The organism is Aliiglaciecola litoralis (assembly GCF_039523355.1).
GTDB classification, from domain to species: domain Bacteria; phylum Pseudomonadota; class Gammaproteobacteria; order Enterobacterales; family Alteromonadaceae; genus Aliiglaciecola; species Aliiglaciecola litoralis.
The window spans coordinates 25,512-43,842 of sequence record NZ_BAAAFD010000007.1 but is presented as its reverse complement, the minus strand read 5'-3'; the positions used below and the strand labels follow the sequence as shown (position 1 = coordinate 43,842).

The window sequence follows — 18,331 nt, the reverse complement described above, 5'->3', positions numbered from 1 at the left end:
TGTGGATTTTTCACACAGAGCCAGCTAGGTTTTAGTCATGATGATTTACCAACAGTGCCGTGATCAGCATGCACTTAAGTTTAAACAATATTAACAACCAAAGGTCAACACGCCCTTAAGGATACCTATGAAGTTAGCAACCCTAAAAAACGCTACCCGTGATGGAAAACTCGTCGTTGTCAGTCGAGATTTGAGTCGTTATGTGGTCGTTGATGCTATTGCCAATACCTTACAACAGGCTCTTGATAATTGGAGTGAAGTTGCTCCGCAATTGGAAGAAATATCCAATGAGCTTAATGAAGGAGAGCGCGAAGACGCTGCGATTTTTGAAGCTGAACTTTGTGAGTCACCGTTACCGAGAGCTTATCAATGGGCTGATGGTAGTGCCTATGTGAATCACGTAGAGCTGGTTAGAAAAGCGCGAGGCGCCGAAATTCCTGAAAGCTTCTGGACAGATCCTTTGATGTACCAAGGTGGTTCAGACGACTTTATCGGACCCAGAGACGATATCCAATTGCCGAGTGATGATTGGGGAGTGGATTTTGAAGCTGAAGTGGCAATCATTACCGATGATGTGCCAATGGCGATTGATGCCAAAGATGCAGGCAAGCATATCAAACTGCTTATGTTAGTCAACGATGTGTCTCTGCGCGGCTTGATCCCTGGTGAGTTAGCCAAAGGCTTTGGTTTTTTCCAATCTAAACCGGCATCGGCTTTTTCACCTGTTGCAGTGACACCAGACGAGTTGGGTGATCACTGGCGCGATAATAAAGTGCACTTGCCACTGTTATCAGAGTACAACCACAACGCGTTTGGTAAACCTCAAGCTGGCGAAGATATGACGTTTGATTTTGCCCAACTGATAGCACACGCAGCAAAAACCCGTAATCTAGGTGCTGGCGCGATCATTGGTTCTGGTACAGTGTCGAACAAGCAAGGCACTGAGTACGGAACCAGTATTGTTGAAGGTGGAGTAGGCTATTCCTGTATTGCTGAGGTACGTATGATAGAAACCATACGTGACGGTAAACCAACGACTGAGTTTATGCGCTTTGGTGATCATATAAAGATTGACATGCAAGATGAATCTGGCAACAGTATCTTTGGTAGCATTGATCAGACAGTGGTGAAAGTCGCTAATTAAGCGGCTTATCAACTGATTTTCAGATAACGGAGAAGTACAGGTATGAGTTTACAATTGCACGGTTACTGGCGCTCGTCAGCAAGTTATCGGGTTCGTATCGCGATGAACCTCAAAGAGTTGGAATATGACTATGTTCCAGTGCACCTTGCTAAAGATGGCGGCGAACAATTTAGTGATAGTTTTTCAGCGCTAAACCCAGCCCAGCTTGTGCCTTTATTTATCGATGATGATGAAGATATTTTTCTAAATCAGTCTATGGCGATCATTGAGTATCTGGATGAAAAGTACCCCGAGCCGGTAAAGCTATTACCTGCTCATAAACTCGATCGCGCCAGAGTACGCGCGCTTTGCCAAGATATCGGCTGTGATATCCAACCGATTGCCAATCTGCGAATTTTGAATCAGCTCTCTAGCGCATTTGAGGCCGACCAAGCAGCACGCGTTGAATGGTGTAAACATTGGATTGAAAAAGGATTCAATGGTATTGAAAAGCGTCTTAACAACACTGCTGCAGATTATTGTTTCGGTTTTGATTTGACCATGGCTGACGTGTTTTTGGTACCACAGGTATACAATGCCGAGCGTTTTGGCGTCGATATGAGCCGTTATCCAAACATTGCTCGTGTTACCGAAAACTGCAACGAATTGGCTGCCTTTATAAAAGCAGCACCTGAAAAGCAAATCGATGCAGTGCTCTGATAATAGAAAATGCTACTTGAGCTACTGATTTTTAATCGGTAGCTCAGTGGTGTTTTTAACTTGTTTGAGGGCAAAGGTTGAACTGAGGTGATCAACTAGCGGCAGGTGAGTAAGTTTGCTTTTAAGCAACTGCTCGTATTCTTCAATACTGGATACGATCACTTTCAGTAAATAATCTTTGTCGCCACTTGTGGTATGGCATTCAACTATTTCATCAATATTCTGCACTGACTTTTCAAAATCGTTTAGTGATTCACCGTCGTGATTTTTCAGTGTCACGTAGATAAATACCGAAACCCCCAAATTGAGTTTCTTATTATCAAGCAGAGTGACTTTCTGCTTGATAATACCGTCTGCTTCCATGCGTTTCACTCTTCGCCAACACGGCGTATGAGACAAACCGACACGTTGGCTCAACTCCGCCATTGAGACAGTGGCATCTTTTTGTAGCACTCTTAGAATTTCACGATCAAATTTATCAAACTTCATATTTTTATTGTTGTAGGTGAACAGATTTAGCAATCTGTGCAGCATGCGCAAAAACTTCATCTTTTTCAACCTCAACTAGGATATTTATCCTACAAGTTGGAAGCGAAACGTTACGTATTTGCTAAACATGCTGAACCATGGCCAACTTAGCAAAACTTGTCCTCTGAGCATTGCGCTAATATTGTCAAAAATAACAACAACTAACCCAAGGCTCTAGCATGTCTGTTTTTGACCATAACGAGTTTGATAATCACGAACAAGTCAGCTTTTTTAGCGATCCTAAAACTGGCCTAAACGCCATTATCGCAGTCCACAATACTAATCTTGGTCCTTCATTAGGAGGATGTCGCATGTGGCCATACCAAGACAGTGCAGAAGCGTTAAACGACGTACTGCGGTTGTCTAAAGGAATGACCTACAAAGCGGCCATGGCGCAACTGAAGCTCGGTGGTGGTAAAGCCGTAATTTTGGGCGACCCTCGCAAACACAAGACGGATGATATGATGAAAGCCATGGGCCGTTTTGTAGAGCAAATGGGTGGCCGCTATATCACCGCCGAAGACTCTGGAATTGCGGTTAGTGATATTCGATTGATGTCAGAAAACACCGAGCATGTTGGTGGAGTCGATGCCAAATACCGCTACGATGGCGGAAAAGCCGATGGTAACCCGGCACCTTCTACTGCCTATGGCGTATTCATGGGCCTCAAAGCATCAGTAGATTATGCCTTAAAGACCGATCTCAAAGGTTTAAAAGTGGCGGTGCAAGGACTCGGACACGTGGGCTATCGTCTAGCCAAGCATTTGCACGCAGAAGGTGCTGAGCTGTTCGTATCAGATATTTATGCCGATAACGTTGAACGTGCTGTGGCTGAATTAGGAGCAACTGCAGTATCGCCTGATGGAATTTTTGATGTAGACGCTGATGTGTATGCACCTTGTGCCATGGGCGCCTCAGTTAATCAAAACACCATCGAGCGTTTAAAAGCTAAAGTCATTGCTGGTGCAGCAAATAATCAACTTGCCAATGAGCATTTAGGTCAAGTGTTACGTGATAAAGGGATATTATATGCGCCGGATTATGTGATTAATGCCGGTGGTGTAATCGATATTTATCATCAAAGAATACTCAGCTCAGCACAAGCATTGCGTTCACACATAGAAGGTATCGCCGATACCTTAAATGAAATTTACCAGCGTGCCGATGAATCCTCGATGCCAACTAATTTAATTTCTAATCGCATTGCCGAAGAGCGTTTTAAACAGATATCTTAATTGCTTGATAATGGACTAAAAAAGCGGTGTAAATGACCCTTGCATATTGCAACTGCATTCGTCATAATGCGCGCCGCTTATCATTATTAACATGGTTAAGCGTTTCGATGGTGGCCCTTTGGTCCTTCCGCAATGATACTCTGTGAACCCGGTCAGGCCTGGAAGGGAGCAGCCGCAGCAGACGACTCATGTGCCGGAATGTGGCTGAAGGGTCGCCACCACTTCTCTTAAAACAACGCTTTTGAACACGCCGTTATATAATCTCAATTTAAGCCACACTTAACTGTTTTTCTTATCGTCTAAAAAGCGGATTGCTTTGGCCACCGCATTCTCCACATTCATTTCCATTTGTTGGCGTTCACTTTGGGGAAGATAAAACGACATATCCACTTCATAACGAATATAGCGTGGCGGAACTTGATTGAGGGCTAAGCAGCACAAATCAGCCAAATAATCACTGTCATTGTTCTTTACGAGTTGTAATTTTTCAATACGCTCTAAAATAAGCTGCTCGTAATAATTATGAATATCATCGTCTAGTTTCATAAGTTGTCTTTTTACCGATTAAAAGCAATAGCTTAGTTGATTAATACTAATATACCAATAGTAACGAATTGATTAGAACTCAAAAGCTTTTTTGTTATTTTCCAGCCTGCATTCGCAGCACGTCGTTCGCCTCTATGGCCTATTACCATTGATATTTATTGATAATGTGAGAATAAACCCGTTTATTTTGCGTGTGTCTTCATTATTTTAAATAATTCACTTTGCCAAATTAACTACGAAGGATTACGTAGGTTGGAATGTTTAATTCACTTCAATTAGTTTTTCAAAAATAACAGCTTAGTGACGACGGGATGTTTCAGGGATAAATCACGCCGTAAACAAATGCTTACTAACATAATGGCAAATTAGCCGAAATTAATTTGAACTTTCCTGAAATACCCTGATACAACCAGTTGACCAAAGGGCACTGATGTGTTTATTATCTGTCGCGAGGTTCACTACCTTACTAATAAAAAGTCGCATAAGCGGCAAAACTTCACACTATATAATAGTGGTCCAGGGAGACATACATGTTTACAAATTCCAAGTTGGCGAAGTCTATTCGCTTGGCTATGGCTTTTGGCGCTGCGTCAACAGCTATGGTTGCTTCTAACTCTGCCATCGCTCAAGAAGCCGGTGCAGAAGAGTCAGTCGAAAAAATCGCCGTTACCGGTTCTCGTATCCGTAAAGCCGATTTCGTATCTAACGCACCAGTTGCAACTATCGGTCAAGAGCAATTCAATTTGACTGCGACAGTTAACACTGAGTCACTACTTAACACTCTGCCTCAGGTTGTTCCCGGTCTAGACCGTACATCTAACAACCCTGGTAACGGTACTGCTACTGTTGACCTTCGTGGTCTTGGTACAAACCGTACATTGGTACTAATCAACGGTACACGTGCAGTTCCAACTACTGCTGGTGGCGCGGTTGATATCAACAGTATCCCAACTGCACTTATCCAAGACGTTGAAGTACTAACAGGTGGCGCATCAGCTATCTACGGTTCTGACGCTGTTGCGGGTGTTGTTAACTTCATCCTTAAAGATGACTTCGAAGGTGTTCAAACTAGCGTAGGTTACGAAGTAACTGACGAAAACGATGCATCTATCTGGAGTGCTGACTTCACAATCGGTGGTAACTTCGCCGATGGTAAAGGTAATGTTGTTTTCAACATGTCTTACACCGACCGTGATGATTTGTTCCAAGGCGATCGTAGCTTTGCACAAACCGCATTGTTTGATGACGGTGCTGGTGGTGTTGAGCCAGGCGGTTCTTCAGGTGTTCCTGGAACGTCTATCTTCGCTGGCGGTTTCAGCGATTTCTCTCCTACTTCAGGTGTTATCTTTGGCCAAGACGGTAGTGTAAGACCTTTCGTCACTAGTGGTGAAGTGAATGACTTCTACAACTATGCGCCAGTTAACTACATTCAGCTTCCTCAAGAACGTCACCAGATCACTGCGTTGGGTTCTTACGAAGCTACTGAAAATATGGAATTTTACGGTCGTGCAATGTTCACAGACAGCCGTGTTCCTTCACAGTTAGCACCTACGCCAATTTTCCAAACCGCTACATTCTCTTTGGATAACAACCCGTTCCTTACGCCTGAAGCACAGCAAGTTGTTTCTGACGCAATCGGTCTTGGTGTAGATACAGATGGTGACGGCATTGATGATGAAGCACGTGCACTTGTACGTCGTCGTCTAGAAGAAGTTGGTCCTCGTCGTTCTGAAGATGCGTTTAACTCTTACCAGTTACAAGTAGGTATTCGTGGCGCGATCGGTGACTCTAGCTGGTCTTACGATGCATACTACCAAACTGGTAAAGTGAATAACTCTACTGCTCAGTTGGGTAACGTTAACCGTGACCGTTTCAACCAAGCGTTGCTACTAGCTTCTGAAGGCGGAAACGTAATTGTTGGTGCTGATGGCCAACCTACTTGTTCTGATACTAGCGAAAATGGTTCTACTAGCGCTTGTATGCCAATGAACATCTTCGGTGAAGGTAACATTTCACAAGGCGCAGCAGACTTCTTGAAAACAGCGGTTAACTCTAACGCAGTATTCGATTCTAAGATGTTTGCAGTGACAATCTCTGGTGACACAGAAGAGTTCTTCGAGTTACCTGGTGGTCCTATCGGCGTTGCAATGGGTTATGAGCACAGAGATGAGGCTTTTGAGTTCTTAGCTTCTCAAGATCTAGCTGCTGGTACTATTGCTGGATTTAACGGTGCAGCACCTCTTTCTGGTGGTTACAGCGTTTCTGAGCAATACATCGAAGCATATCTTCCAATCTTCTCTGGTGAAGAGTGGGCAGACAACCTTGACCTAGAACTTGCTTACCGTTCAGCTGATTACAGCTCAGTCGGTAACGTTACAAGTTACAAAGTTGCAGGTTCTTGGGCTCCGGTAGAAGAGTTACGCTTCCGTGTAGGTTTCAACACTGCGGTACGTGCTCCTAACATCGGTGAGCTATTTGCTCCTCGTAACGAAGGTTTCCCAGGTGCTGCAGATCCATGTGCATCTGATGCGAACAACACTTCTGACGCTGTACGTGCATTGTGTATCGCTACTGGCGTACCAGCTGACGTAGTATTCTCAAATGCTATCGACCCAGCTTCTGGTCAAGTTCGTACCGTAAGTGGTGGTAACCCGAATCTTAACGAAGAAGAAGCGGAAACATTGACTATCGGTTTCGTTGCTGAGCCAATGGAAGACTTCACGTTTAGCTTGGATTACTTTGATATCGAAATCGAAGGTGCTGTAGGCGCATTCGGTGGTGGTACAAACAACATCCTTAAAGTATGTTATGACCCTGCTGACCCTCGTGGTGGTGTAGGTAGTGCATACTGTAACTCAGTTAACCGTCGTGCTGATGGTACCATCGACTTCGTTGAAGGCGCTGCACAAAACGTAGCGGCAATCACGTTGACTGGTTATGACTTAATTGCAAGCTACAGCATGGATATGGGTGCAGGTTCTTTAAGTATTGATTACTTAGGTACTTACACTACAGAGTCTGATTTCATCCCAGGCCCTGGCGAAGATCCAATCAAATGTGCTGGTAACTTCGGTGCAAACTGTGGTGAGCCGGTTCCAGAGTACAAGCACCGTATGACGTTTAAGTATGCTGCTGACGAATTCACTGCACAATTGTTGTGGCGCTTCGTAGGCGAAGTTAACGATGACGACGATACAACTGACTTCACAGTTGAGCGTATCGACGGATTCAACTACTTCGACGCTTCTGGTACTTACTACATCAACGACAACTACCGCGTAACTGCAGGTATTGATAACTTGTTCGATAAGAAGCCACCAGTAATCGGTGACAACGACGAGCAATCAAATACATACCCTGCTACATACGACGTATTTGGCCGTACTTACTACGTTAAGTTTACAGCTAGCTTCTAAGAAGTTTACTGTCTAAAAAAAGGTGAGCTTAGGCTCACCTTTTTTATTGGTAAAATGGGAAAAATAAATAAATGAGTAAACAAGAAAAATGGTCTGACTATTGGCAAAATGAAGGTGCCACAGGTGAGGTGTTTGTTAATAAGGACGGTCATAAGCACAGTGCACTAAAGCAATTTTGGCAGCATCAGGTCGCTAATCTAACCTCTGGTGACAGCTTAATAGATTTAGCTTGTGGTGCAGGTTCGATCTTTGCGGATCTTCCTGAGCAACACGGTTTGGCTTTGTCTGCGGCTGATTTATCAGCAGTGGCACTTCAACACCTTGTAGCCAAGTTTCCTCAGGTTGAAACAACGGTGTGCTCTGCTGATGATCTGCCATTTGACGACAATCAATTCGATATGGTGGTAAGCCAATTCGGCATCGAGTATGCAGGCCCTGAAGCTTTTATGGAAGCGTATCGGATCTTGAAGCCTGGTGGACGAATGACGGTCCTGTGTCATATTCAAGACGGATACATCGACAGTAAAAATAAAATGGAGTTAGTTGGCGCCGAGTTAGCGCATGCGCTGAACTTTGTTGCTAGGGCTAAACAGGTCACTGCCGCGGTCTTTGCCAACCAACCCGATGAAATCACCGTAGCTATGGATGAGTTTGTCTCCGTAGAGCCATTGCTCGCTGCTAGCGTTAACAAATCATCATCTGGACCCCACGTTCATTTGTACAATGGTTTCAAGCAACTGTTTATGAAAAGGCAAGCTTACACTCAGCAAGATATTCTTGACTGGTTAGATGGCATGGACCAAGAGATACAAAAATCGATTGAACGATTGACAAGTATGCGCAAGGCAGCTCAATCAGAATCAAACATGCAAGCTATAGCTGAGCGTTTAGGCAAGCCTAACCAGCAGGTTGATTATAAGCCATTGGTTTTACCTGATCATAATTTACCGGTTGCCTGGCACTTTGAATTAATAAAGGCCGACTAGTTTTATTATGTCTTTTGTCTTACAGCAAGCACTGCAACTACATCAAGCTGGGCAACTTGAGAAAGCCAAATCACTATATCAAAAAGTGCTTCGTGGTGATCCTAAAAACGTCAACGCATTACAATTACTCGGCTCATTGTATGCATCAGAGCATCAATTAGATAAAGCCATAGCATTAATGCAACAAGCCATCAGTATTAAACCTGAGCAACCTCAGGTGTTGCTTAATTTAGCCATTTGCTTAAAACGAAATAACGCCTTCGATCAGGTTCTAGATGCGTGTTTAAAAGCAATTCAATATCAGCCCGACAATCAACAAGCGCATATACTGCTAATTGGCACATTAACCGAGCAGGGGCGTTATGAAGATGCGCTAGCGTGCTGTGAAGAAGCGTTATTAAAAGTAACATCGTCACTGAAAGTATTAGCTAAACGTGCCTCTATTTTAGCCAATATGGAACGATTTGAAGAGGCTATAAGCCAATATCAAGATCTAATAAATCGACAGCCGAACAATATGGATGTGATCCACGATATGGCGGTGGTTTATCGGATGCAAGGCAAGCCAGAGCAAGCACTAGAGAAATACTATTACCTTCAAAAGCAGCATCTAAAGTCGTACATTCTGTCACACAATATCGCCAATGCTCATGCTGATCTGGGGCAATTGGAGCAAGCAATCTTTTACTATCGCGAGGCTCTCAGCCAAAAAGCAGACTACGTAGACGCGCATGTTAATTTGAATGAGTTGCTTTGGGAGATAGCGGATACCGACGCTTTTTTACGCTCTTATGTAGAGACCATCCCGCTATACCCGCACAATATGAAGCTCAAATATGCTTATGCCAATACATTGTTGCGCACCAGCAACTACCAAATATGCATCGATTTATTAACCGCTGTGCCTGACTCCCTGCGTGGATCTGCCAATTATTATGATTGCCTTGCCAGAGCACACAAAGGCCTTGGCAATCTAAAAAAATGCTTAGCACTTTATCAACAGGCAACGCAGCAAAAGGATATTACCAAAGATCAACAACTTCAATATGCTCAATGTCTTTTGGAAGCCAACGAAATTCAACAGGCCACAGTATTACTGGAAACGCTGACCAAAAATCATGGGCAAGATCAATTTGCTTGGGCGTTGTTAGGTGTTGCATGGCGTTTAGCAAAATCCACCGAAGAACAACAGCTTAACGATTACGAAAACCTCGTTAAAGTCTATGATATTGATATTCCCGATGGTTTCGACTCTCGCACGCAATTTTGTGCAGTACTCAACCAATATTTGCAGGAATTGCATACCTCTGAAAATCAACCGCTGGATCAAACGTTAACAGGCGGAACCCAAACCAGAGGGAATTTATTTAACAATGCACACCCACTCATTGTTCAATTAAAAAAACAACTTGAAAGTTGTGTAGTGGATTATATTCAGCAGACGCAAAGTCACGACTTTTTATACGATTATGAAACAGACGAACCCTTTGAGTTTTCCGGCTCTTGGTCAGTGAAATTAAAAAGTCAGGGCTTTCATACGCCCCATGTTCACCCTATGGGCTGGATAAGCTCGGCATTTTATGTCGACTTGCCACACACCATTAATGATCATGATCAACAAGGATGGTTTTGTTTAGGAACGCCAAATCTAAACACGTCACCTAAATTAACCAGCCAGAAGTCAATTCAACCAAAGGTGGGTCGCTTGGTGTTATTTCGTTCATATATGTGGCATTCCACCAAGCCTTTTGAATCGGAACAGGCTCGGACTACAGTCGCGTTTGACGTGAAAATGCGCCGACCGCCAAAATTGAAAATAAAATAAGACTTTTTTTGTTATTTTTATCTGGTACGACGAGTGTTTATTTTACCGTTGTTAACGCTTGATTTTTAAGCCCTTGTGCTAGATAAACACCCTGTTAGGATAAGTTTGCGACCAAAACCGCAAACTTTCGGTTATTCTGCTGAATAAAATGTAATCAACATGTGCAATAAAGGTCTACACTAGTTTAAGTATTTGTTAATTACGCTCGGAAGCGCACCTTGACAATTTGCTTGTATCCGTGTGACCATTCGAACGTAATAGCTTTTACCTTCATCGGTTTAGAGCTAAAATCCTTATTAAAGTTTATAGCCCCTCGCCAGGGAACTTTTCACCTAGGCTAGGATTCAAAACAAGAAAATTGGTTGGGAACTATGTCCAAAATGAGCAAGAGAACCCTTATTGCCTCTACCGTGATCGGTGCGTTTGCACTAGGTAGCAGCGCTGTCTCTGCAGACACACTGAATGATCTTCACAAAGAAGAAGCGAAGATCCACGTTGCTGCAGCTAAATCACAAGAGAAAATCAACCTTTTGTATGAACAGTCTCAAGAATTACTTGCGGAATACCGCAACGTGGTAGATGAGACCGAGAATCTCAAGGTTTATAATGATTATGTCGCTACTCTTGTGGCTGACCAACAACGTGGTATTGACTCTTTGCAACGTCAAATCGATCAGATTGACGAGACTAAGCGCGGTATCGTGCCTTTATTGTTCCGTATGATTGACAGCCTAGAGAAGTTCATTAATGCTGACGTACCAATTAAACTGGTAGAGCGTAAAGCACGAATCGAACGTCTTCGTGATGTGATGGGTAATTCAAACGTAACTGTATCAGAGCGTTTCCGTCAAGTAATCGAAGCTTACCAAATCGAGCTAGACTACGGTTCTAAAATCTCAGCTTATCAAGAAAGCATCAATGTAAACGGAACTGATATCACGGTTGACTTGTTTAACCTAGGTCGTACTGCACTGATCGCAATTTCTCTTGACCAGAAAAACGCATGGCGTTGGGATAACACCGAACGTTCTTGGGTTGCTTTGGGAAGCGAATATCTAGAATCGAGCATCGCAGCAGTGCGTATGGCAAGAAAACAGTTGCCAGTGAATCTTGTTAAACTACCCATTCCAGCTGCGGAGTAATAGAAATGAAAATGACATTTAAAACCGTTTTCGCTGCAGCAGCAGTTGCGTTACTAAGTTCTGGCGCACAAGCGCAGACGACACTTGACCAACTTCTTGAAGAAGTGAAAAACAACCGTGTTTCTGAAGCACGTCTAAATTCTCAACGCGAAGCTGAATTCCAATCAGCACGTGCTGATAAGCAAGCTTTATTAAGAAAGGCCCAGGCAGATCTTAAAGCAGAAGAAGCTCGTGGTGAGCGCTTAGCGAAGCAATTTGCTGACAACGACGACATGCTTAATGTTAAATCTAATGAGTTAGAGATGGCTACCGGTGACTTAGGCGAGATGTTCGGTGTTGTTCGTCAAGCCGCATCAGAGTCTTATGGACGTATCGCTACCTCTATCGTAAGTGCAGAATTTCCTGGACGCGCAGAATTCCTAAGAAGAATGTCTGAAGAGTCTGAAGGTCTTCCAAATATTCGTGAATTGGAAGATATGTGGATTGCGCTTCAAACTGAAATGACTGAATCGGGTAAAATTTCTCGTTTTAACACTGAAGTTATCAACCTTGAAGGTGGTTCTTCAGAGCAAGAAATCGTGCGTGTTGGTACATTCAACCTAGTCGGTGAAGTGGGTTATTTGGTATATGACGATTCTGAAGGCAAAGTTCAGCCGCTAGGTCGCCAACCAGATGAGTTCCAAGCTGAAACTGCTCGTGCACTTTTTGAAGCTAATTCAGGTATCGTGCCTACTTTTGTTGACCCTTCAAGCGGCGCTATCCTAGGTCTATTGAAGCAAAAAGCTACTTGGTCTGAGCGTTATCATGCAGGTGGCCCAGTAGGTTATACGATCACTGCAATGCTATTTATTGGTTTGTTGATTGGTTTGTATAAAATCATCACATTGACAATCATTAGCAGCAAAATGCGTTCACAATTGCAGAACCCTGGTTCTCCTTCAATGTCCAACCCGCTTGGTCGTGTACTAGCTGTTTATAACGATAACAAGTCTTCAGATGCTGAAAACCTTGAGTTGAAACTAGATGAAGCCATTCTTAAAGAGCTGCCTTCAGTTGAAAGCGGTATCAACATCATTAAGATTTTCGCAGCTATCGCTCCGCTACTAGGTCTACTAGGTACGGTATTGGGTATGATTGCTACGTTCCAACAAATCACTTTGTTTGGTACTGGCGACCCAAGATTGATGGCCGGAAGTATCTCAATGGCATTGGTAACTACTGCTCAAGGTATTATCGCGGCACTACCGCTTATATTGATGCACAGCATCGTAGCTGGACGTGCTAAATCGATCGTTCATATTCTTGATGAGCAAACTGCCGGAATAGTGGCGGCTCACGCAGAGTCGGAGAAAGCTTAAGATGTTTGACCTGATTGGATTATGGGAATCTGTCAGGGAGTTTATCGCTACTGGCGGCGTGGTCTTGTACCTCGTCGCTGCAGCGCTCTTTCTAATGTGGGTGTTAATGATTGAGCGTTTTTGGTTTTTGACTTCTGTGTATCCAAAGATGAAGAAAGATATCATCTCTGATTGGGATGCTCGAAGTGATACAACCTCATGGTATGCGCATAGAATCCGTGATGCTTGGATTTCACAGGCTTCAGACAAACTGGGTAGTAACATGTTGCTAATCAAAACTTTGGTTGCAATGTGTCCGCTTATCGGTCTACTCGGAACAGTGTGGGGCATGATTAACGTGTTTGAAACAATGGCGACTCAAGGTACTGGTAACGCGCGTCTAATGGCCGCGGGTATCTCGATGGCGACAATCCCAACAATGGCTGGGATGGTTGCAGCTTTATCTGGTGTGTTCTTTAGTTCACGCTTGGAATCTAAAGTGAAAATCGCCAAAGAGAAGCTGATTGACAGCCTTCCTCACCACTAAGAGAGAAGTTTATGGCTCGAAAAGAACGTGAACCAGAGGAAGATGCAGCGATTGATATGACCCCGATGCTTGACATCGTTTTTATCATGCTTATCTTCTTCATTGTAACCACTGTGTTCGTTAAAGAAGCAGGGATACAAGTAAATAAACCCGGCGCTAGCCAAGCGTTTTTACCAAAGAATGCCAACATCTTTATTGCTGTAACTGAAGATGGTGTGATTTGGATGGATAAACGCGAAATTAAGGTTGAAGCCATTCAAGCGACCCTTGAAAAGCTTTTAGCTGAGCAACCTTCTGATATCGTTATTATTCAGGCTGATGAAAAAGCTGAACATGGTATCGTTGTCAAAGTGATGGATCAGATTAAAGCCGCTGGTATAGATCAGATTTCAGTCGCAGCAAAAGGAGCGTCTTAACCATGCGAGTAATTATGTCTATTCTACTCGGTGCTTTAGTTGCGTTTGCATTATTCGTAATTATGGCCAAATTGGTTGCTAACTCGTCTAAGCCTGCCAGTGAAGTCCCAGACTCGCCGATAATTGATATTGTAATGAATGACCCTGATGAGACTACACAGACTCGTCAACGGGTTCCGCCTCCGCCTCCGCCTCCGCCTCAACAGCCGCCTAAAATCCAGCCGGTTGAACCTGATGCTGAAGATGCAAATGCCGATGGCGTAAGCTTCAACATGCCTTCAGTGGATGTTGGTGGTGCTTCGATTGATATCGGTGGTGTGGGTAATATGCAGCGCGATGGTGAAGCCACTCCTATAGTGCGAATTGAACCAAAGTATCCTGTTCAAGCTGCTCGTGATGGTAAAGAGGGATATGTAATCCTATCCTTTACAATCAATGAAGTGGGTGGCGTAGATGATGTTGATGTCATTGACGCAGATCCTAAGCGTATTTTCGACCGTGAAGCAAAACGTGCGTTACGTAAGTGGAAATACAAGCCCAAGATAGTTGATGGCAAACCCGAAAAACAGTTCAATATGAAAGTGCAATTGGACTTTAAATTGGATCAAGGCTAATGAAAAAGTTTGTATACAAAGCTACCGCGATAGCGACTCTTGGTGCTGCTGTTATGCTATCAAACTATGCAGCAGCTCAGGCCTCACCGGTAGAATGTCCAGATTATAAGCGTCCAACGACAAAGATACCTGGCGAACGTACCGGTAAGAAAATTCAAAAGGCGCTTGAAGCCTATAACGAAGACATGATCGCAGAAGCAATCGTGTTGCTTAAAGATATCGACCCAAGCGGCTCATACGACAAAGCGTTTACCGATAACTTTTTGGGTAAAGTGCTTGCAGGTCAAGACGGCAAAGGCGAAGAAGCGCTGCGCTATCTAAAAGGAGCTGTGACACCACAGGCCCTAAATGATAGAGAGCACGCTGAAACTGTTCGCTTAGTTGCTGACTTGAGCATGCAAGAGAAGAAGTATGAGCAAGCCGTAGAGTATTATAAGAAATGGATGGAGTTTACCTGTAAACAAGATCCCGATATTTATACTCGTATGGCTCAGGCATATTATGAGCTTAAAGAGCTAGACAAAATGGTTGAGCCATCTGACAAAGCCATCGCTCTTTATGAAAAGCCAAATAAAAACCCGTATGTGCTTAAGCTTCAGTCGTTCTATGAGCGCAAAATGTACCCACAAACGGTTGAAGTGGCAGAAGAGCTTGTTCGGATATTTCCTGACAATAAAGCTTGGTGGTCACAACTTGGTTTCTTCTACATGCTAGTGGAAGACTACAAGAAAGCCTTAGCTACCTTTGAAATCGCTTATAACAACGGATTCTTGAGTAAGAAGTCGGAAATAAAAGCGTTATCTCAACTTTATGCGACTAATGATATTCCGTATAAAGCTGCGGTTGTGATGGAAAAGTACATCAAGTCTGGGTTAGTAGAGAAAGATGACAAAAGCTTAGCAAGTCTTGCTAACTCTTGGCATCAGGCTCGTGAGTATAAGAAAGCGGCTAGTTATTACGAGCAAGCTGCCCAATTGAAAGCGGACCCTGATTACTTCCGTAAGCAAGGTATTTTGCTGCATGCTGCTGAGGATTACAAAGGTGCTTTAAAAGCCCTGCAGAGAGCCTTAGACGGTGGTGCTGAGCAAGAAGGACGTATCCACATCGCTATGATGGAAGCGCATATCTACACCGGTAATTTCAAACAGGCTATGGTCCATGTTCGCGAAGCGAAGAAGGATAAGAATGTAGAAAGAACCGCTAGAGCGTGGGAACCTTACATTAAAGAGAAAGCTAAGAATCGAGGTATAAAATTATAACGCTTCGTTAGTTTATTTCAAAAGGCCTCTTTATCGAGGCCTTTTTTATTTTTAGTGCGTTGGTAAATAATGATAATAACTAGCACTAATCCTTTTACTAGACGTAGATTGCGTCTTTAACTTCCTTGAAGGCTAATATCGCCAAACACCGCTCACAAATTCCCTATTTATTCTGTCTTTACTTGTTTATTAAGTAACGCATTCACACATTCACGAGCATAACGTTCCACTTGCTTTTTACCCGTTAAGCCATAATCAGCACTAATCTGTTTTATCGAATGTCGCCTCACCACGAGGTCAACTAAAAACCGAAATTCGCTCAACAAACTAACGTCTCTATGCTCATTTAACGTGGACACCCACTCTTGGTTTAACGAGGACACCTGGTTTAATGAGGACACCCACTCTTGATTTAACGTGGACAGCCACTCTTCATTTAACGAGGACACCCACTCTTCGTTTAACGAGGACACCCACTCTTGATTTAACGTGGACAGCCATTCAAATAGTTGCCTTTCAATTGAATGCAACGGCCGACTTCCAGCGATAAACTGTTGTAAATAGCAATAGTGGTTAGCGCAAACGCTTTTGACGGGTATGGAGTTGATTTTTACCGACAGCAACTTATCAAAAATATCAGCAGGCAAGGTTGCCAAACGGTGGTCCTTTTGAAATTTGAGTTCCTGTAAACCAAAGCGTTCTAAACTTATCAGCAAAACATCTTGTAGAGGATTGAGAGATTTTAATAATAACCCACTAAACTCACCGCTGGCGGGATCGCGTTTCATGCCAATGTGCACCACGCTAAATCTATTTTTTTGCCAAAAAGTTAAAAGCTCGGCGGTCAAGCCAAAAGAGCTACTTAGAAAGTCACATTTAAGAGCTACTCCAAATTCTTTGATATGGTCAACTAGTGAGGTTCCTAGGCCTTGTTGCCAATACTGACTTTTCACCGCTATTCTTATAATCCGAATGTAATTCAGTGTCATCAATGCGTCATTAGCAAAGACATATGCTAGTTTCTGCGCAGTGAGATGTCCTCGTACGCGTCTTCTGCCGCTAGCTACATCTACGGCTAGATCGCTTATGGTTTGACCTCCTTCTTGATTAACCAGCGCAACAGCTACTAGCTCTTGGTCGGCAGTGAAGCTAGCGAATACATGTTGATCACTGGCATCTAACATTCTGACTAGGTCATCGGGTGTGGTTTGGTAGTGAGCGTCTACAAGTAAACTAAATACATCGTTTAGTAGTCTTGCGTTAGCTATCAGTTGCGAAGCTGTTAACTTGCGATGTGTCAGTTTAGAAACGTCTAAGTATGTCGTTTCGGATTGTCTTGAGCTCAGTTGAGATGTATCTGCGTAAGGGGAACCAGGCTCTGTCTTAGTTGCTTCTTGATAGGTTTCCATTGCCATGGCTTTATACCAAAAAGCTTCTAGAACATCGTTAGGATACCATCTAATAGGCTGCGTTAGAGTGAGCGATAAATGCTCTGGATAGTTGGTTTTTAAAAAGGGCTTGAAGCGCAGTTCAAAGCCTCTGCCACTGCCTTCATAACCTTGTACCGTGGTGCTGAAAATTACCCGTGGGCAGCGATGGAGCAGTTGCTCTAAGATTTGATTGGGAATGATGGCAGCTTCATCGACTAGGATTAAATCAATCTTGTTATCGCTCGATAGTAAGGCATCAAACGCCATAAAACTTATACGATCTTTGGCATTTTGGGCTCGTTGAATGTCCACCTCTATGCTATCTATCACACGATGTGCTTGATTAAACACATTGGTGGTCATCGATTGATGCGCCGCGGTCACCACAATCTGGTCTTCGGTTTTGCACAATAGGTGTCCGGAGGCAATGCCCAGTGCCGACGACTTTCCTCGGCCTCGATTGGCGGTAATCACCATTTGCATAGTGGATTGCGGATATTCTGTTAGGATCCTATCCACAACAGCTTGCTGGTCTTGTGTACGACAAAAAGACTCACTGCACGGTTGTGGGAGAGTCTCAACGGGGGCTGTTGTATGTCGAAACGAGTTTTCTTTCAAAATACACACATAGGGATCGTCGAGTACGTGTTGGCTTAGCCATTTAATAAAATAGCTTAGGTTATCGGTATCTTTTGTTTGATAAGAAGAGCGTAATTGTCGCTCCGGGTCGGGAGTTGTCGGCCACGCATTTAGATCAGGGCAAAGCAGAATCATCAAGCCTGATTGACTAACACAACCACTCAAGGCAAATAAAGCACTGGCTCGAACACCATAGAACGCATCATAAATTACATATTGGTATTCTTTGCCCAGCGCGTGTTTATACGATTTATTAGTAGCATCTGAATGTTCGCCATTGAGGGTAAAAATGGAATCAGGCTGTTCCACGTTTATGAGTGCCTCTATGGTGCGGCGCGCCCAGCACTGTTCACCTGAGATCACCAGGAGTTGACGATGAATGAGTTGTTGTTTGCGATGCTCTAGCCATTGCAACACATCTGATGATAACTGCATATAATCCGATTTTATTGATATACTTTGAAGCCAAGAGATTGTTTGATTTCGCTTTAGTACTTTTTAGGTCGGTAACTTATGACCATAGCAACTAAGTACAGGTGCCCACAGTATATTGATTTAATTGAAGGAA

General features: G+C 43.5%; 15 protein-coding genes and 1 other RNA gene. 13 read left to right on the top strand and 3 right to left on the bottom strand.

The features are described from left to right. Nucleotides 1-127: 127 nt before the first annotated feature. A complete protein-coding gene (locus tag ABD036_RS12430; RefSeq protein WP_343860383.1) occupies nt 128-1,144 on the top strand; it encodes a fumarylacetoacetate hydrolase family protein in 1,017 nt (338 codons plus the stop codon). A 42-nt stretch (nt 1,145-1,186) separates the two neighbouring features. Further along, nucleotides 1,187-1,843 (top strand): maleylacetoacetate isomerase, encoded by a 657-nt coding sequence (gene maiA / locus ABD036_RS12425; protein ID WP_343860381.1) that lies wholly within the window; start codon nt 1,187-1,189, stop codon nt 1,841-1,843. 21 nt (nt 1,844-1,864) lie between these two features. Here the strand turns inward: maiA and ABD036_RS12420 are convergent, their stop codons facing one another. Next, entirely contained in the window at nt 1,865-2,332 is a 468-nt protein-coding gene (locus ABD036_RS12420) for an Lrp/AsnC family transcriptional regulator (protein WP_343860683.1), read from the bottom strand. 218 nt (nt 2,333-2,550) lie between these two features. Between ABD036_RS12420 and ABD036_RS12415 the strand changes: the two genes are divergently transcribed. Further along, nucleotides 2,551-3,606 carry a Glu/Leu/Phe/Val dehydrogenase dimerization domain-containing protein gene (locus ABD036_RS12415; protein ID WP_343860379.1) on the top strand — a complete coding sequence of 352 codons (1,056 nt, stop codon included), beginning with the start codon at nt 2,551-2,553 and terminating at the stop codon, nt 3,604-3,606. Nucleotides 3,607-3,722: 116 nt separating this feature from the next. Further along, an RNA gene (ffs, locus tag ABD036_RS12410) (signal recognition particle sRNA small type) lies at nt 3,723-3,819 on the top strand. A 66-nt stretch (nt 3,820-3,885) separates the two neighbouring features. Here the strand turns inward: ffs and ABD036_RS12405 are convergent. Next, a complete protein-coding gene (locus tag ABD036_RS12405) occupies nt 3,886-4,152 on the bottom strand; it encodes a late competence development ComFB family protein (RefSeq protein ID WP_343860377.1) in 267 nt (88 codons plus the stop codon). Between the two features lie 530 nt (nt 4,153-4,682). Between ABD036_RS12405 and ABD036_RS12400 the strand changes: the two genes are divergently transcribed. The 9 genes from ABD036_RS12400 (at nt 4,683) to ABD036_RS12360 (ending at nt 15,694) form a co-directional block, all read left to right on the top strand. Beyond that, nucleotides 4,683-7,568 carry a TonB-dependent receptor domain-containing protein gene (locus tag ABD036_RS12400; RefSeq protein ID WP_343860375.1) on the top strand — a complete coding sequence of 962 codons (2,886 nt, stop codon included), beginning with the start codon at nt 4,683-4,685 and terminating at the stop codon, nt 7,566-7,568. A 71-nt stretch (nt 7,569-7,639) separates the two neighbouring features. Next, nucleotides 7,640-8,554 (top strand): class I SAM-dependent methyltransferase, encoded by a 915-nt coding sequence (locus ABD036_RS12395; protein WP_343860373.1) that lies wholly within the window; start codon nt 7,640-7,642, stop codon nt 8,552-8,554. A gap of 7 nt (nt 8,555-8,561) precedes the next feature. After that, nucleotides 8,562-10,379 (top strand): tetratricopeptide repeat protein, encoded by a 1,818-nt coding sequence (locus ABD036_RS12390; protein WP_343860371.1) that lies wholly within the window; start codon nt 8,562-8,564, stop codon nt 10,377-10,379. A 380-nt stretch (nt 10,380-10,759) separates the two neighbouring features. Further along, nucleotides 10,760-11,521: a DUF3450 domain-containing protein gene (locus ABD036_RS12385; protein ID WP_343860369.1), complete on the top strand. Its 762-nt coding sequence runs from the start codon at nt 10,760-10,762 to the stop codon at nt 11,519-11,521. 5 nt (nt 11,522-11,526) lie between these two features. Further along, nucleotides 11,527-12,879 (top strand): MotA/TolQ/ExbB proton channel family protein, encoded by a 1,353-nt coding sequence (locus ABD036_RS12380; RefSeq protein WP_343860367.1) that lies wholly within the window; start codon nt 11,527-11,529, stop codon nt 12,877-12,879. A gap of 1 nt (nt 12,880) precedes the next feature. Beyond that, nucleotides 12,881-13,405: a MotA/TolQ/ExbB proton channel family protein gene (locus tag ABD036_RS12375; RefSeq protein WP_343860365.1), complete on the top strand. Its 525-nt coding sequence runs from the start codon at nt 12,881-12,883 to the stop codon at nt 13,403-13,405. 11 nt (nt 13,406-13,416) lie between these two features. Next, nucleotides 13,417-13,821, top strand: coding sequence for an ExbD/TolR family protein (locus ABD036_RS12370; protein ID WP_343860364.1), 405 nt, complete (start codon nt 13,417-13,419; stop codon nt 13,819-13,821). 2 nt (nt 13,822-13,823) lie between these two features. Further along, nucleotides 13,824-14,435 carry an energy transducer TonB gene (locus ABD036_RS12365; protein WP_343860362.1) on the top strand — a complete coding sequence of 204 codons (612 nt, stop codon included), beginning with the start codon at nt 13,824-13,826 and terminating at the stop codon, nt 14,433-14,435. Beyond that, nucleotides 14,435-15,694, top strand: coding sequence for a tetratricopeptide repeat protein (locus tag ABD036_RS12360; RefSeq protein WP_343860360.1), 1,260 nt, complete (start codon nt 14,435-14,437; stop codon nt 15,692-15,694). The genes ABD036_RS12365 and ABD036_RS12360 overlap by 1 nt, the downstream gene beginning before the upstream one ends. 167 nt (nt 15,695-15,861) lie before the next feature. Here the strand turns inward: ABD036_RS12360 and ABD036_RS12355 are convergent, their stop codons facing one another. After that, entirely contained in the window at nt 15,862-18,198 is a 2,337-nt protein-coding gene (locus tag ABD036_RS12355) for a GNAT family N-acetyltransferase (protein WP_343860358.1), read from the bottom strand. Between the last annotated feature and the right edge of the window lie 133 nt (nt 18,199-18,331).

Bases quoted from the DNA above. Each gene is read 5' to 3' on its own strand.
- ABD036_RS12355 (WP_343860358.1), bottom strand. From the start codon at position 18,198: ATGCAGTTATCATCAGATGTGTTGCAATGGCTAGAGCATCGCAAACAA.
- ABD036_RS12405 (WP_343860377.1), bottom strand. From the start codon at position 4,152: ATGAAACTAGACGATGATATTCATAATTATTACGAGCAGCTTATTTTA.
- ABD036_RS12375 (WP_343860365.1), top strand. From the start codon at position 12,881: ATGTTTGACCTGATTGGATTATGGGAATCTGTCAGGGAGTTTATCGCT.
- ABD036_RS12380 (WP_343860367.1), top strand. From the start codon at position 11,527: ATGAAAATGACATTTAAAACCGTTTTCGCTGCAGCAGCAGTTGCGTTA.
- ABD036_RS12400 (WP_343860375.1), top strand. From the start codon at position 4,683: ATGTTTACAAATTCCAAGTTGGCGAAGTCTATTCGCTTGGCTATGGCT.
- ABD036_RS12395 (WP_343860373.1), top strand. From the start codon at position 7,640: ATGAGTAAACAAGAAAAATGGTCTGACTATTGGCAAAATGAAGGTGCC.
- ABD036_RS12370 (WP_343860364.1), top strand. From the start codon at position 13,417: ATGGCTCGAAAAGAACGTGAACCAGAGGAAGATGCAGCGATTGATATG.
- ABD036_RS12360 (WP_343860360.1), top strand. From the start codon at position 14,435: ATGAAAAAGTTTGTATACAAAGCTACCGCGATAGCGACTCTTGGTGCT.
- ABD036_RS12385 (WP_343860369.1), top strand. From the start codon at position 10,760: ATGAGCAAGAGAACCCTTATTGCCTCTACCGTGATCGGTGCGTTTGCA.
- ABD036_RS12365 (WP_343860362.1), top strand. From the start codon at position 13,824: ATGCGAGTAATTATGTCTATTCTACTCGGTGCTTTAGTTGCGTTTGCA.
- maiA (WP_343860381.1), top strand. From the start codon at position 1,187: ATGAGTTTACAATTGCACGGTTACTGGCGCTCGTCAGCAAGTTATCGG.
- ABD036_RS12415 (WP_343860379.1), top strand. From the start codon at position 2,551: ATGTCTGTTTTTGACCATAACGAGTTTGATAATCACGAACAAGTCAGC.
- ABD036_RS12420 (WP_343860683.1), bottom strand. From the start codon at position 2,332: ATGAAGTTTGATAAATTTGATCGTGAAATTCTAAGAGTGCTACAAAAA.
- ABD036_RS12430 (WP_343860383.1), top strand. From the start codon at position 128: ATGAAGTTAGCAACCCTAAAAAACGCTACCCGTGATGGAAAACTCGTC.
- ABD036_RS12390 (WP_343860371.1), top strand. From the start codon at position 8,562: ATGTCTTTTGTCTTACAGCAAGCACTGCAACTACATCAAGCTGGGCAA.